Below are 14,683 nucleotides of genomic sequence, written 5' to 3'. Positions count from 1 at the left end.
TCTACTGATAATCCTCCTCACTATACTGTGCGATATCAATTACATACTCAAATCGTCTTGCCAGTGCCGGTGCTACACGGAAAAGCTCATCCAGTGTATTACCGTCATCCGCCAGCACTACAATAAAGTCACCGCGGAATGCATCCATCACGGCAAATATCTTTGTGATCGTCGTAAATGCAAGCTCTGATGCATTGTCAATCAGCAGACAGTTACCCTTGATCTGGTTGCAGACACGCAGCAGATCCATCTGATTTAACTGTGTGGAACTGATCCTTGCGATCTGGCTTGTGGACAAAAAGCCCTTGTCGTGATTCACGCGAACGATCTTTTTCGTGATTCCAAGGATTTTCTCCTCACCTTCACCAATCAATACAAAATGCTTCGGCTCCAGCTCTCCGGCGATCAGGGTCAGAATATCATTGAAGGAATGATGCAGTGCTCTTGTCGTTGGCAGCTCACTCTCCTCCAGCTCCGGCAGATTGCCAAGTTCCGGGCTGTCCTCCGGCATCACCTGACGAAGCTCCGGAATATCCGGCTCCGGCATGATCTGGTCCAGCTCTATCATCGTAACATCATCCTCCTTCACCGGAAGCACGCCGGATGCAATGATCTCCTCCATTCCGACCGGACGCTGTATCTCGCCGTCCTCCGTCAATGATACCGGCTGCTCTTCCTGCAGAGTCTGCATCTCTTCTTCCGCTTCCTCCTGTGGCTCCGCTATGTCCATCGGAATATATGTTTTCCCAACCTTACTCTGAACCGCCTGTGTCATGCGTCCCAGTACATCGGAAGCAAGGTTCGGCACATCGCTGATCTTTCCGGTCGCATTATCCATGACTGACACTGCCTTTTCCTTTAACTGCTCTCTCTTCTCCGCCTCAAAGATTGCCGTGATCTCCTTTGCCAGATCCTGCGTGATGCCAAGACCCGACTGCGACGGTTTCTCAGGCTTCTCCGGTTCTTCACTCGCTGCCGCCTGCTCTGCCAGAACATTTTCCACGGCTGCCGCCAATGTATTCTTCATCTCCCGGCTCATCGGTTTAGCCGTATTCTGTTGCTCCTCCGTCTCTTCCTTATTTTCCTCCGGCTTCCATTGATCCATCTCATCAGTCTGAACCGCTTCAGACTCTTCCTCCGAAGCTGCCATCTCATCCTCCGGCATTACCTGAGCAGTATCTTCCTCTATAGGCTCCATCCCCTCCGGATAAGTTGCTTCCTGAGCATCCTCTTCCTCCTCTTTGTCCTTGCTGCCGCGTTTCCAGAGTCCACGCAGCAGATGAAAACCGCCCTTTGCCTTCTGGGTGATTTCCTCCGGCGAAACTAAAAGCTCTTCCTCTTCGTCCTCATCCTCGTAATCATCGACAAACTCTTCATCCTCCGGCTCCTCTTCCGGAAGTTCGCGAAGTCTTTCCTCTCTCTTTTTCTTTTTCATTTTCTCGATTTCCTGCTTCATAAGCTCCGGTCCCAGATCCGGCAGTGAACCGGTATCATCCGGGTTCGGCTCCTCCGGAAGGGCTACCGTATAGTCTCTATCTTCATAGTAAATAGATTCATCCTCATCCAGATAATCAAGCAATGCCTGTGCACGCTCCACGATCTCACCCTCGCCAAACCAGAGCTTGATGTCCTCACACTCTCTGCGGCACTCTTCCTCGCGTCCGGCACGCTGATACAGCTTTGCAAGCTCATATGCCCACTCCTCGACATAATCCTCTTCCTTCAACCGCTCCAGTGTTTCGATCAGGCGGTTAAACGGTGCTCCCTTTGCCTTGTCGATCCGGTAGCGAAGAATAAGGCTCTCCTGCTCACTGTGGTTCAGATCCTGAAACTCCTCATAAAAACGCTCCGCCTCATCCAGATTGTTGGTCCGGATTGCAAGATAGATCAGACGATACAGCACCTTTTTATTGTGATTGCGCTTATAAATACGCAGATAAATTGCCTTCGCCGCCTCAAACTGCTCTGTCTTCACATAAACCTCCGCAAAGGTCTGCAGCTCTGTCTGTGATTTAACCTGACGCACATCGATCGTCGAGAGAACGGCCGCCGCCTTCCGGTACTTTCTTTCCTCAACCAGACTCTGCACCTGTGAAACTCTTACCGCCATTTCGTATTTGCTCATAATTAATGTACCTTCCTTATTTTTGATATTCCTGTATATAAAATTCGTTTCTTCTGTCCTGTTTCATCTGAAACTTCTGCCGCAGCACCTGTACATCATGACCGATCTCACAGATTACGATGCCCTCCTGTCCATGCAGCGTGCCAAGCAGATTCCCCAATGGATCAAACACCGTACTGTCTCCGCTGTAATCCAGCCCGTTCAGGCTTCCGGTGCAATTGACCCCCGCCATGTAAGACTGATTCTCAATTGCCCGCGCCTTTAACAGTGTCAGCCAGTGATCCGCTCTCGAAGCCGGCCAGTCCGCGATCACAAGCATCACATCCGCCTGCTCCGATACCAGCTCAAAAATCTCCGGAAACCGCAGATCATAACACACAAACAGACCTATCGTGTGTCCCATAAACGGGACAGTAACAAGACGGTCGCCACCCTGATAAATATCAGCTTCGCCCCCATACCGGAACGGATGCAGCTTACTGTACTCTCCAAGCACCTTCCCCTCTGCGTCCAGTACGGTAAACCGGTTTGTCCCCTTTGTCTGTCCGGCTTCCGGAAGTGCCGCCCATCCAAAGCCGATGGCGATATGATACTCTCCGGCGATCCTTCCCATCCGTTCCACCGACTCCGGCTGATCCGGATCCTCTCCGATCCGGTCAATATCCATCGAAAAGCCGGTCAATGACATTTCCGGAAACACGATCATATCTGCCTCACCGGCTGCTGCCTGAGCCGTCAGCTTCCGTACTTTTTGCAGGGACAATTCTTTGTCCTCCCACGCCATATTTAATTGTCCTAATGCAATTTTCATATGAGTTTTCACACTCCCCCTATTCATTCTACTGCTGTAGTATCAGTTTTTTCACATATTCTACTTTATTATATATTTATCGTACCCATATGGCAATACCAAACTTCTGCCAGAAGCATTCCCCATTTTCCAAAAGTATGCTATACTGTTCTTACGATGTATAACTGCCTTTGAGGCATAGAAATGGAGGACACTAATATGAAGATCCAATCAGTATTTGATGATGCATTCCGTACATACGGACGAGTTGTTGACAGTTACGATTACTCCCTGCTTCTGGAGCGTCTGGAGGCCAATACACCGAAGCCGGCAGACAGTGTTGTATATGTTCCATCGGTCGCAGAGCTTGAGGATACCCCTGCTTACGCACAGCTTCGCGATAACTGCTACGGTGGTATGCCGATCGAGATCGGTTACTGCAACGGAACCAACACGAAATTAAACTGTTTCGAGTATCACAGAGACAGCGAGATCGATATTGCTGCTGACGATGCAATCCTTCTTGTTGCAAGACAGCAGGACATTATTGACGGCAAGATTGATTCCTCTAAGACGGAGGCATTCCTGTGTCCGAAGGGAACCGGCGTAGAGCTTTACGCAACCACACTTCACTATGCACCTTGCAGTGCCAGGAAGGGCGAGGGCTTCCGTGTTGTTATCGTTCTTCCGAAGGGAACCAACGAGGATGCTCCTGAGATCTCCGTTGTCAATGATAACGACAAGTATCTCTGGGCAAGAAACAAATGGCTCATCGCACATCCTGACTCAACCGAGGCTGCTGACGGTGCTCAGGTTGGTATTACCGGAGAGAATGTCGATATCATCGATCTGATCTAATCACGATAGGAGTCAAATATGTCTAGAAATTTACCACCTGATTTTCTCCGTGAGAGAAAACCGATCCTTGGTGCAGAGTGGGAAGATTTTCTACAGTCGTATGATACGCCGCGAGCTTACGGGCTCCGGCGTAATCCATTTCAAGGCTGTGATACGCTTCCCTTCTCATTAAAGCCGGTTGCATGGGCGGAGGATGGCTATTATTTTGATCCGGAGGAGCGTCCCGGAAGGCATCCGCTCCACGAAGCCGGTGCCTACTATATTCAGGAGCCAAGTGCCATGTCTGTGGTGAGCCTGTTAGATCCACAGCCCGGCGAACTTGTCTGTGACCTGTGTGCTGCTCCCGGCGGCAAGAGTACTCATATTGCCGCTCTGCTTCAGGGGCAGGGCATGCTGGTGTCCAATGAGATTTTCCCGAACCGCGCCCGCATTCTCTCACAGAATATCGAACGCATGGGAATCCCGAATGCACTTGTCTGCAACGAATCCCCGGAAGGACTTGCCACTCACTTTCCGCTGTTCTTCCACCGGATCGTTGTCGATGCCCCATGCTCCGGCGAAGGAATGTTCCGTAAGGATGATACCGCCGTCAGTGAATGGAGTCTTGAGAATGTCGGGATCTGTGCTGACCGTCAGCGGATGATCCTTACGCAGGCAGACCAGATGCTGCAGCCCGGCGGCGTTCTCGTCTATTCAACGTGCACCTTTGCACCGGACGAGGATGAAGCCATGATCCAGTGGTTTTTAGAGACACATCCGGATTATACTCTGACCGACTGGCACGACACTGCTCTTGGACAACGCGTAGCAGACCTTCCGGATCACGGTGGCCTTTCCTGCGGCATTGCCGCATACCCCGACGAGATCTCATCCCGCGTTCTGCGTCTCTGGCCGCATAAGCTCCATGGAGAAGGACACTTTGCCGCACGTCTCGTCAAAGCAGGTACACCACAGCCGGCCTGCGAAGTCCTGCCGACCGTTTCCGCAAAGAAGTCCAAAAAGAAACAGCGCGATAAGGCGGTCGATCTGACCGATTACAAAGAATTTGAAAAAAAATACCTGCAGACACCTCTGCAGGATGATCCCGTGTTTGCACATGGCAGAATGGAGTTATTCGGCGATTCTCTTTATCTGCTGCCGGCCGCAGCGCCTTCGCTTGCCGGCTTGAAGCTGCTTAGAAGCGGTCTTCAGCTTGGTACACTCAAAAAGAACCGGTTTGAACCTGCACACGCACTGGCAAAAGCATTGAAGCCGTCACAGGCATGTCAGAGCCTTTCCTGCAGCTATGAAGATGCCAACCGTTATCTTCACGGCGAAACAATCGCCTGTGATCCGTCCTTCAAGGGCTGGGTTCTTGTCACCGTTGACAACTGTACCCTCGGCTGGGGCAAGGCACAGAACGGTATGCTGAAAAACCACTATCCGAAGGGGCTTCGGATCATGGGCTGATATCCGGACAGCACCGGACATCCACAGGCTTTCAGACTTGCAAGATCCTGATGGCCACCACTCATCAGCACACAATCGATACCAAGTGTATGAGACACCTCATAGTCATGAACACAGTCTCCGATCATGACCGTCTCATCTCTTGGTATTTTTTGTTGTGTGAAATAGTCGACCGCCCGCTCAATCTTCCCTGCTGCCAGCAGATCATTGGCTCCAAGCACTGCATCAAAGTAATGCGTCAGTCCAAATCTCTTGACATGCTGTTCTATGATCCTTGTTGCAGAGGAGGACAAAATAATCTGATGACACCCTTCCTGTTCAAATCGGTGAAGCAGATCCTCCACTCCCTCATGCAGAGAAAGCTCCCGCTTATGCGCCTCATAATATTCCTGAAACCTCTCTGCGATCCAGTCAAAATCGGTCTCTTCCATATCAAAAAACCGTTCATAAAAACGAAGAATCGGCGTATCCATCGCCTGACGATACTGCTCCAGTGTGATTTCCGGCCGCTTCTTCTCTCTGAGCATATCATTCACGGCATCCAGCGCGATCCCGACATCGTCAATGATTGTTCCGTTCCAGTCCCAGACAATATATTTCTTTGTGATCATAAATACGCCCCTTTAATAAATTTCGGCTATACAGATTTCCGCTTAGGAAGTCCGCATAACCGAATCCATAACATTTCAATATCATACAGCATCTGCGGTTTCATATGCCTTCTTGTAGCTTTGTACTTTATTAACATATGATTTGCAGTAGGACGGTATGCCACCATATCTTCTGACTGCGCCGCTTCCGGCATTATAGGCTGCCAGAGCCATTCTCTCGTTCCCGTTAAACTCCTTGAGCTTCTGCGAAATACATTTTGCTCCGCCCATAATATTCTGTTCCGGATCATAAGGATCAGTCACACCAAGTCCCTTTGCGGTATCCGGCATCAGCTGCATGACGCCCATCGCTCCTGCACCGGAAACGCTCTTTGCATTGAAATTAGATTCTGCCTTTGCGATTGCCTTGAGCAGACTCTCGGATACTCCGTATTTGGCGGCTGCCTTCTTAAAATATGAATCGTATTTTGTTGTTTTCATGGAGTCCGCTGTGGTTGTCTTACTCTGCGCCGACACTCTCCCGGTTCCCGATGCCTTATCCGCCTGACTCTTCTTGGTATCCGCAACATCCTCATAAGTCACAGCCCGTCCTGTCACCGGATCAGCATATAATGTCTTCGCTGTCCTGGTCTCTACTGCCTGTCCCGCTTTACGGTCCGTCGTGCTCTGCAGCTTCCTGCGGTCTGCCTTTGCCTGAGTCTTGATATCCTCCTCATTGACAATGCCGTTCTCTTTATGCGCTAACACCTTTTCGAAAGATGTCAGTGTGGTTTTACGCTTCTTACCATCGTTATATGTCATTAACGGCTTAATATCCAGCCTGACAATATGATCTACCATTTCATCCCTCTCTCCGACTGCCTGCCCCCGCAAACAGCTCCTTCAATGTCGTCTCATGATCCAACTGTCCGAGTGTTTCTTCCGCAAACACCGGCGTCACGATATCTGCTCCGATGACTCCGTTTCTCCCTTCGTCTGCTGCGTACACTTCAGCCGGTATCACCTGCTTTTGAAACGCAAGAGACTTTCCCTTCTCCTGTTTCACGCCATGATAATGCAGCGTCTGATACTCCGGTGCCAGAACATCGCGACACACTGCCTGCGCTGCATGATTCTGTACGGCAGTCTTTGTCTCAATCTGTTTCACGACAGCCTGCTTTCCCTCTATGATCTTCATGACGCCACCTCTCTCCTGCCTACAGTGCGCTGTAAATAATGTTGCGCAGAAGCTGCACATCACGGTATCCGTTACCGCCACACTTCTGGATCACATAAATGATCGCAAGATCCTCCGCCGGATCCATCGCCACATAAGAGCCGAGCCATCCATCCCATCCAAACTCTCCCTCTGAGCCAAGTCCGTAGGATGCCGGAACATCAATCATATGGCGCATCAGATCACCATAGCCGTAGCCTCTGAGTGCCTCCCAGTCATACATCTTCATCTGCTGCGGTGTCAGCTGGTTGATATGCATATGCTCGATCGACTTGCGCCCCAAAATACGGACACCACCATAGCATCCGTCGTGCATCATCATCCGGACAAACCTGGAGTAATCACCCACCGTGGATACAAGTCCCGCTCCACCGGACTCAAATGCCGGTTTCTTTTTGTGCATATAGGAAAGTCCAAGATGCTGCCATGTACATGGTTCCAGCGTTCCTGTCTCCGGCTTAAACTCGTAATTCTCCATAAAACGGTCCAGCTTGTCCTCCGGCACATAAAAGTCGGTATCCACCATTCCGAGCGGCTCAAAGATTGTCTCTTTTAAATATTCACCATATGTCTTACCCGTCACCACTTCGATCACAGCACCAAGCACATCCGCACAGAAGGAATAACGCCAGCCCTCTCCCGGCTCAAATTCCAGCGGCTGCTGTCCGATCAGATTAGCAAGATCGTATGTACTCGTCGGCTTGCCCGCCTCAAGATCTGCATAATACTTGTCGATCATATTCTGCATATAAGTTCCCGCCGGAAAACTGGCATCCGGATATGTCACACCGGCTGTCATATTCAACAAATGCTGGATCGTCACCTTCTGCTGCACCGGCACAAGCTCGCCGTCCTTTAACACCTTCTGATCCTGAAACCCCGGAAGATACATATCCACCGTATCGCTCAGGGAAAGAAGCCCCTTCTCTACCACGGTCATCACTGCCGCTGCCGTAACCGGCTTTGTCATGGAATAACAACGGAAGATAGAATCCTTCGTCATCGGAATGTCTCTTGCCACATCTGCCATACCAAAGGAACGGAAATATACGGTATCTCCTTTATGGATCACACAGAGACTCGCTCCCTTGATCTCATCCTTTTCAATCCGCTCGCAGATGACCTTGTCCGCTTTATTTAAAATATCGTAATTCATATCATTCCTCATTTCTAAACATATTTTGCGCACATACCGGATCTGTGTCAGGTATGCCGAAGAATAAATTCCATATGCAAAAATTTATTCCCGTTTTGATCACTCTTATTAGTGTAACATATTCCAGCCCTATTCATCAATACACAGGTATAAACAAGCAAAAAAATAATCATACTAAAGGCACGTAATATGAATCAGAAAGGCATGGTATTTCTATGGCACTTACTCCAATACAGGCATATTCCATTATATTTTTCACAGGGGGCTTTCTTTACTGTGGAATCGAAATTCTCTACCGGGGATACACGCATATTTCCATGTTTTTCACTGCCGGCATCTGCTTTCTGCTGATCGGTGCGGTGGAAGCTCTGTTCCATGCCAGATTTTCCCTTCTGCTGCAAATGCTTCTTTGTGGTCTGATGATCACAACTATCGAATATCTGGTAGGACTTCTTGTCAATCACCAGCTCCATTTAAACGTCTGGGATTACACCGGACGCCCATACAATATACAAGGGCAGATCTGTCTGCTGAACAGCACGCTCTGGTTTCTCCTGTCCGGTCCTTCCATCCTGTTGTTTGACTTTCTGCGGCATATTCTGCTCAACATGCCGTTACCGCATTATCACATTCTTTGACCAGCCGGGCACAGCACTGTGCACGATTATTTCTGCAGATATGCCGGCCGGTTCCATACTCCGGATGCCGTCTTATGCTTCCAGATATCCTTCGATTTCTGATAACCCTCAACCAAAAGGTACTGCCAGTTGCTTGCCGTTTTCAGAGAACGATAAATCTTTTTCAGCGAGATCCACTTCCTGTTGTGATCCGGATCTCCGGAATCCGCCAGAAAAACCCGGTCATGCTTTTTATCATAAGCAAAGATCGTCACATAATGCCCCGGTGTATTCTTCCAGTGAACCGTAGAGTTGCTACTGGAGACGAGAACAATCGCACATTTGGCATCGCTGATATTCTGTCGAAACTGTCGGTATGTCTCCTGCTTATGCTCGACATGACACTGAAATCCCAGCCTGGTAAGGCTTCTTCGCATATATCCCCAGTCAATTGCCATGCCACCGCCATAGCCGGTATGCTTCTTGGCAAAACGATACATATCCACCGGAGAACACTGATACTCTGTCAATGACGAATACACATTTGCCATACAGCACAGACCGCAGCCAAAGCCGCCAAACGAGCCTCCATCCATATACTGCTCTCCCCATTCACCGGACCAGTCAATGCCCCGCTTCCAGGACTTTGGTCCCTGAAGATACGTGTACAGTTTCTTCGTTTCATCCGGCTTTTCCGTCTGTTTCATGGAAGGCGTCGGACTTTCCATCGGCTCTGCTGTCTTATTCGGCACCTTTGTAGTCTCTGCTTTCCTGACAGGATCGTTCTTCGCCACAGTATTGTTCCTGCGCATCCGGTAATTATGACTCCAGATCGTTGAAAGCAGCAATGCCGCCGCAACGAATATGACACTTGACCACATCAGCAGTAAACGGCACTTCTTGCGACTCCATTTTCTTTTCTTTTTCGTACCACGCATATATTTCCTCTTTTCGTACCAAATTAATTTTCGTTGGCTTCCACGTACGTTACGAGCATTTTCCTATACCACGAAAAAGGTGCCGCACTGTCACCAGTGCGACACCCTCAAGTCAAAGTCACATAAGGAATGTAAAATTATTTAACCTTTACATTTACAGTAGCCTTCTTAGCACCAACCTTAACAGTCAGCTTGCTCTTTCCAGCCTTCTTTGCAGCCTTAACAGTGATAACAACTTTGCCCTTCTTAGCAACTGCAGACTTAACCTTTACAGCCTTCTTGTTAGAGGACTTAACCTTGATTGCGTCTGTTGTAGCCTTCTTGTTGTTCTTAGCCTTAACTGCTACAGTGATCTTCTTTGTCTTGTTCTTCTTAACTACTACAGTAGCCTTCTTAGCCTTAACCTTCTTTGCAGGATTCTTAACGAATACCTTAAGAACAGCCTTCTTAGAACCAGACTTAAGTGTTACCTTTGTAGATGTACCTGCCTTAGCCTTCTTAGGTACAGCGATCTTAACTTTCTTCTGACCCTTTACAAGAGTAGCCTTAGCGATCTTCTTGTTAGCAGACTTAACAGTCACCTTCTTAGCAGCATCAGCTGTAGCTGCCTTCTTAACTGTGTAAGCAACCTTTGTGCTCTTACCGGCAGCAACTACTACTTTGTTCTTCTTGAACTTGATAGACTTTGTTGCCTTTGTTGTAGCAGCACCCTTAATCGTTACAAGAACCTTAGCGATCTCTGTGTTAGCGGATAATACGCTGACAGCAGCATCTGTACAAGCTACAGCACCCTTTGTAGCGGTAACTGTTACCTTGATTGCATCGCCGGATACAACAACTGCAGATGCAGAAGCAATGCTTGTAGCAAGCTTTGCGTCATACTTGCAGGCAAGTGCACCCTTTGTAGAAACTGCAACACCTGTTACTGTTGTAGAAGCGTTAACTGCCTTATCCTTTGCAGCAACGATAGAAAGCTTTGCTGTCTTAACAGCGGCTGCCTTCTTAGCATTGGAAGCATCAACTGCATTTACAGAGAATACACTTGTAAGTGCAAGTGCTCCAGCCAGAGCCAATGAAAGTACTTTCTTCATAGAAGTCTTCATGATTATTTCCCCCTTATATTAGTGGATTTCTTGATACATGCGGAATTTTAGCATGGCACTCCTTACAATTCAATAGACACAATGCACAAAAGATTCTTAACTTTTTATTATATTTCCGTCACATTTTATAGATTGTCAAAAAAAATAGTAATTTTGTCGAACAAACAAAATTACTATTTCTTTTCTATTGTGAGAAATGCTCATTTTCATGACACATTTTCGCCACACATTATTTCCGGTCTATTTCGTACATCACATACGCTTTATTAGAAACTGAACTTGCCCTCGAAGTACTTTGGAAGATCCTCAATCTTGATACGTTCCTGCTCCATGGTATCACGGTCACGTACTGTTACAGCACCATCCTCCTCAGAATCAAAGTCATATGTGATACAGTAAGGAGTACCAATCTCATCCTGACGACGGTAACGCTTACCGATGTTACCTCTGTCATCGTATTCACAGTTGTACAGCTTAGACAATGTCTCGTAAATCTTGCCTGCCTGCTCGCCGAGCTTCTTGGATAATGGAAGCACACCAATCTTAACCGGTGCAATTGCAGGATGGAAATGCATTACGGTACGAACATCGCCGCCCTCAAGCTCTTCTTCATCATATGCACTGCACAGAAATGCCAGTGTCACACGGTCAGCACCCAGCGAAGGCTCGATAACATATGGGATATATTTCTCATTCTTGGCATCGTCGAAGTAGCTCATATCCTCACCGGAGGTCTCCGCATGGCGGCTCAGATCGTAATTGGTACGGTCTGCAATACCCCAAAGCTCGCCCCAGCCAAATGGGAACAGGAACTCGATATCAGATGTTGCCTTACTATAGAAGGAAAGCTCCTCCTTGTCATGGTCACGAACACGCATCTCTTCCGGCTTAATGCCAAGCGTCTGCAGCCAGTTGATACAGAAATCCTTCCAGTATGCGAACCACTCAAGATCGGTGTCCGGCTCACAGAAGAACTCTAACTCCATCTGCTCAAACTCACGGGTACGGAATGTGAAGTTACCCGGTGTGATCTCGTTACGGAAAGACTTACCAATCTGTCCGATACCAAACGGGATCTTCTTTCTGGATGTTCTCTGCACGTTCTTAAAGTTGACGAAAATACCCTGTGCTGTCTCCGGACGAAGATATACGGTATTCTTAGCATCCTCTGTAACACCCTGGAATGTCTTAAACATCAGATTGAACTGACGAATATCTGTAAAATTGTGCTTTCCACAGGTTGGACATGGCACGCTGTGTTCCGCAATGAAGTCCTGCATCTTTTCATTGCTCCATCCATCCACGCTGCCGTCAAGCTCGATGCTGTTCTCCTCAGCAAACTTCTCGATCAGCTGATCAGCACGAAAACGCTCATGACATTCCTTACAATCCATCAATGGATCGGAAAAGCTTCCAAGATGACCGGATGCGACCCATGTCTGTGGGTTCATAAGAATTGCACAGTCAATACCGACATTGTACTGGCTCTCACGAATAAACTTCTGCCACCATGCCTGTTTCACATTATTCTTCAATTCCACACCGAGATTACCATAATCCCATGTATTCGCAAGTCCGCCGTAAATCTCAGATCCAGGATAAATAAAACCTCTTGCCTTTGCGACTGCCTGAATCTTCTCCATTGTTTTTTCCATGATTATCCTCCATTCCATAGGTGTGTTCCTACTATTAAACTGTTTCTAAATATACCATTATCTTAACCAGAATGCAAGTATACCGCCCGAGTGTACGGCTGTTTTCTGTAGGGAACCATGTCCCTGCGAAACAATTTGCTATTTTCTAAAATCCTGTCATTTCCTGACGATAACAATAAAAAGACGCCCGGAAATCTTCTTCATTGGATCTCCGGGTGTCTTCTATTATAATTAGGTAATAATATCTACGTAAATTGATTAGATCAGGCTCTCATACAAAGCTGTGATATCTTCAACGGATGTCTCCTTTGGATTGCCCGGACGGCAGGCATCGTCGTAAGCAGACTGTGCAAGGAACGGAATATCCTCCTTCTTCACGATCTCCTTGAGATCTGCAGGGATTCCAACATCCTGAGACAGCTTACGAACTGCATCAATGGCAGCCTTGCGGTACTCTTCCTGAGACATGTTCTCTGTTCCTTCTACGCCCATTGCCTGTGCGATGTACTTGTACTTGTCACCGGTAGCATCTGCATTGTACTCCATAACGGTTGGCAGGATGATCGCATTTGCCACACCGTGTGGTGTATCATAAAGAGCACCAAGAGGATGTGCCATGGAATGAACGATACCAAGACCAACGTTGGAGAAGCCCATACCTGCAACATACTGACCTAATGCCATACCCTCTCTGCCTTCCGGTGTATTGTCAACCGCGCCTCTTAAGGAACGTGAAATAATTTCGATTGCTTTCAGATGGAACATATCGGAAAGCTCCCATGCGCCTGCGGTAATATAACCCTCAATCGCATGTGTCAGTGCATCCATACCGGTTGCAGCAGTCAGTCCCTTCGGCATACTTGCCATCATCTCCGGATCAATAAATGCAACGACCGGAATATCATGAGGATCTACGCAGACCATCTTACGATTCTTCTCTACATCCGTGATAACGTAGTTGATCGTAACCTCTGCTGCGGTACCTGCTGTCGTAGGCACTGCAAAGATCGGCATACTCTTATGCTTTGTATCGGCAACGCCCTCCAGGCTGCGCACATCGGCAAAATCCGGATTCTCCATAATGATACCAACGCCCTTGGCGGTATCCATAGAAGATCCACCACCGATCGCGATAATGTAATCAGCGCCTGCAGCCTTGCAAGCCGCAACACCTGTCTGTACATTCTCGATCGTTGGGTTTGGCTTGATATTGGAATACAACTCATAAGCAAGTCCTGCGCCTTCAAGCACATCCAGAACCTTCTGTGTCACACCGAACTTTACAAGATCCGGATCAGAACATACAAATGCTTTCTTGAAAGCACGTCCCTTTGCCTCGTCTGCGATGCTCTTGATCGCTCCTGCTCCATGATAAGATGTCTCGTTCAATACAAATCTGTTTACCATAATAATACTCTCCCTTTTCTTTTAGATTGTGTCAGCAGATATTCAAGCTCCTATGGTATGTATCTGCCGTCCTACAGTTCCATACCTCTCATACACATTATTATAGTAAACTTTCACAAAAAATGGAAGTCTTTTTCTGAATTTTCACAAAATTTGCACATATTTTATACTTGTTTTAGAAAAGCTTAAAACAGTTCTTTGCTCTTTGATTCTTAACCAAAACAGGTGCCGATCAATGATCTGCACCTGATTGTTTATATGTATGTATTGATATTCTGTCCGAGATACGGCTGCACCGAAGACTCCATCATCTTGACCATCTCGTCTCCCTGCTCCTTCCACGTATCCATCGTCTTATCTAATATCGCCGTACTGACATTCGATACCAGCCGGTTCTGCGCCATCGCCACCGAAAGGTCCGCAATACTTCCTATCATATCCATCGGGATCACCTCCATCTATCCGATTTCTTATAAGCTTATCATAACAGGGACACCGCCAAATAGCAAGAAATTCTTACCGTTTTGTTTATTCTCTAAGACTTCCCATATCAAGGATGGAAATCCGCCCATAATATTTCTTATGTCCTAAAAATCAATGAGACATTTTGCCTCGAAAAACATATTTATCCGTGAGCTGTGACTAAAAAATTGACGCAGATCAGTAGGATTTCTGAAAAGACTTTGCTTTGCAATGCTTTGATAAATACGCATCCGTACGACTGAGCCCCATAGGTGGGCTCAGCTGTTTCGGACGGC

Annotated in this window: 14 protein-coding genes; 3 read left to right on the top strand and 11 right to left on the bottom strand. The window is 47.7% G+C overall.

What is annotated here, in order from left to right; all coding sequences use genetic code 11:
• Position 1: 1 nt before the first annotated feature.
• Positions 2-2,125, bottom strand: a complete 2,124-nt coding sequence (locus ACZLMD_RS07355; RefSeq protein ID WP_486818176.1) for a tetratricopeptide repeat protein — start codon at positions 2,123-2,125, stop codon at positions 2-4.
• Between the two features lie 16 nt (positions 2,126-2,141).
• Positions 2,142-2,936: a nitrilase-related carbon-nitrogen hydrolase gene (locus ACZLMD_RS07350; RefSeq protein WP_489495456.1), complete on the bottom strand. Its 795-nt coding sequence runs from the start codon at positions 2,934-2,936 to the stop codon at positions 2,142-2,144.
• 198 nt (positions 2,937-3,134) lie between these two features.
• On the opposite strand from ACZLMD_RS07350, the gene ACZLMD_RS07345 reads away from it, so the two are divergent.
• Together ACZLMD_RS07345 and ACZLMD_RS07340 are read left to right on the top strand one after the other, a co-directional pair.
• A complete protein-coding gene (locus ACZLMD_RS07345; RefSeq protein ID WP_022305356.1) occupies positions 3,135-3,773 on the top strand; it encodes a DUF4867 family protein in 639 nt (212 codons plus the stop codon).
• Positions 3,774-3,791: 18 nt separating this feature from the next.
• Complete coding sequence (locus ACZLMD_RS07340; protein ID WP_489495454.1) at positions 3,792-5,222, top strand: RsmF rRNA methyltransferase first C-terminal domain-containing protein; 1,431 nt, start codon at positions 3,792-3,794, stop codon at positions 5,220-5,222.
• Here ACZLMD_RS07340 and ACZLMD_RS07335 read toward each other — a convergent pair.
• From ACZLMD_RS07335 to ACZLMD_RS07320, 4 genes are all read right to left on the bottom strand, one after another.
• Positions 5,192-5,833, bottom strand: coding sequence for an HAD family hydrolase (locus tag ACZLMD_RS07335; protein ID WP_482523190.1), 642 nt, complete (start codon positions 5,831-5,833; stop codon positions 5,192-5,194). The two genes, ACZLMD_RS07340 and ACZLMD_RS07335, sit on opposite strands and share 31 nt — an antisense overlap.
• A gap of 81 nt (positions 5,834-5,914) precedes the next feature.
• A complete protein-coding gene (locus ACZLMD_RS07330) occupies positions 5,915-6,673 on the bottom strand; it encodes a lytic transglycosylase domain-containing protein (RefSeq protein WP_482523191.1) in 759 nt (252 codons plus the stop codon).
• Position 6,674: 1 nt separating this feature from the next.
• Positions 6,675-7,010 carry a hypothetical protein gene (locus ACZLMD_RS07325; RefSeq protein ID WP_482523192.1) on the bottom strand — a complete coding sequence of 112 codons (336 nt, stop codon included), beginning with the start codon at positions 7,008-7,010 and terminating at the stop codon, positions 6,675-6,677.
• 19 nt (positions 7,011-7,029) lie between these two features.
• Positions 7,030-8,205: a serine hydrolase domain-containing protein gene (locus ACZLMD_RS07320; RefSeq protein WP_158577103.1), complete on the bottom strand. Its 1,176-nt coding sequence runs from the start codon at positions 8,203-8,205 to the stop codon at positions 7,030-7,032.
• A gap of 215 nt (positions 8,206-8,420) precedes the next feature.
• Here ACZLMD_RS07320 and ACZLMD_RS07315 point away from each other — a divergent pair, with 215 nt between their 5' ends.
• Complete coding sequence (locus ACZLMD_RS07315; protein WP_022305363.1) at positions 8,421-8,843, top strand: putative ABC transporter permease; 423 nt, start codon at positions 8,421-8,423, stop codon at positions 8,841-8,843.
• Between the two features lie 26 nt (positions 8,844-8,869).
• On the opposite strand, the gene ACZLMD_RS07310 is transcribed toward ACZLMD_RS07315, so the two are convergent.
• The 5 genes from ACZLMD_RS07310 to ACZLMD_RS07290 form a co-directional block, all read right to left on the bottom strand.
• Positions 8,870-9,760 carry a C39 family peptidase gene (locus ACZLMD_RS07310; protein ID WP_489495452.1) on the bottom strand — a complete coding sequence of 297 codons (891 nt, stop codon included), beginning with the start codon at positions 9,758-9,760 and terminating at the stop codon, positions 8,870-8,872.
• A 137-nt stretch (positions 9,761-9,897) separates the two neighbouring features.
• Positions 9,898-10,863: a hypothetical protein gene (locus tag ACZLMD_RS07305; RefSeq protein WP_482521744.1), complete on the bottom strand. Its 966-nt coding sequence runs from the start codon at positions 10,861-10,863 to the stop codon at positions 9,898-9,900.
• A gap of 266 nt (positions 10,864-11,129) precedes the next feature.
• Entirely contained in the window at positions 11,130-12,518 is a 1,389-nt protein-coding gene (locus tag ACZLMD_RS07300) for a glycine--tRNA ligase (RefSeq protein ID WP_022304827.1), read from the bottom strand.
• A 258-nt stretch (positions 12,519-12,776) separates the two neighbouring features.
• Entirely contained in the window at positions 12,777-13,925 is a 1,149-nt protein-coding gene (fucO, locus tag ACZLMD_RS07295) for a lactaldehyde reductase (RefSeq protein WP_484107653.1), read from the bottom strand.
• Positions 13,926-14,179: 254 nt separating this feature from the next.
• A complete protein-coding gene (locus tag ACZLMD_RS07290; protein WP_482523631.1) occupies positions 14,180-14,368 on the bottom strand; it encodes a YjfB family protein in 189 nt (62 codons plus the stop codon).
• Between the last annotated feature and the right edge of the window lie 315 nt (positions 14,369-14,683).

It is taken from the genome of Jutongia sp. (genome assembly GCF_057878315.1).
This window is presented reverse-complemented; position numbering and strand designations above follow the sequence as displayed.

Excerpts from the sequence above, each read along its gene's own strand:
- fucO (WP_484107653.1), bottom strand. The coding sequence starts at position 13,925 with ATGGTAAACAGATTTGTATTGAACGAGACATCTTATCATGGAGCAGGA.
- ACZLMD_RS07325 (WP_482523192.1), bottom strand. The coding sequence starts at position 7,010 with ATGAAGATCATAGAGGGAAAGCAGGCTGTCGTGAAACAGATTGAGACA.
- ACZLMD_RS07315 (WP_022305363.1), top strand. The coding sequence starts at position 8,421 with ATGGCACTTACTCCAATACAGGCATATTCCATTATATTTTTCACAGGG.
- ACZLMD_RS07335 (WP_482523190.1), bottom strand. The coding sequence starts at position 5,833 with ATGATCACAAAGAAATATATTGTCTGGGACTGGAACGGAACAATCATT.
- ACZLMD_RS07340 (WP_489495454.1), top strand. The coding sequence starts at position 3,792 with ATGTCTAGAAATTTACCACCTGATTTTCTCCGTGAGAGAAAACCGATC.
- ACZLMD_RS07300 (WP_022304827.1), bottom strand. The coding sequence starts at position 12,518 with ATGGAAAAAACAATGGAGAAGATTCAGGCAGTCGCAAAGGCAAGAGGT.
- ACZLMD_RS07310 (WP_489495452.1), bottom strand. The coding sequence starts at position 9,760 with ATGCGTGGTACGAAAAAGAAAAGAAAATGGAGTCGCAAGAAGTGCCGT.
- ACZLMD_RS07345 (WP_022305356.1), top strand. The coding sequence starts at position 3,135 with ATGAAGATCCAATCAGTATTTGATGATGCATTCCGTACATACGGACGA.
- ACZLMD_RS07305 (WP_482521744.1), bottom strand. The coding sequence starts at position 10,863 with ATGAAGACTTCTATGAAGAAAGTACTTTCATTGGCTCTGGCTGGAGCA.
- ACZLMD_RS07330 (WP_482523191.1), bottom strand. The coding sequence starts at position 6,673 with ATGGTAGATCATATTGTCAGGCTGGATATTAAGCCGTTAATGACATAT.
- ACZLMD_RS07355 (WP_486818176.1), bottom strand. The coding sequence starts at position 2,125 with ATGAGCAAATACGAAATGGCGGTAAGAGTTTCACAGGTGCAGAGTCTG.
- ACZLMD_RS07350 (WP_489495456.1), bottom strand. The coding sequence starts at position 2,936 with ATGAAAATTGCATTAGGACAATTAAATATGGCGTGGGAGGACAAAGAA.
- ACZLMD_RS07290 (WP_482523631.1), bottom strand. The coding sequence starts at position 14,368 with ATGGATATGATAGGAAGTATTGCGGACCTTTCGGTGGCGATGGCGCAG.
- ACZLMD_RS07320 (WP_158577103.1), bottom strand. The coding sequence starts at position 8,205 with ATGAATTACGATATTTTAAATAAAGCGGACAAGGTCATCTGCGAGCGG.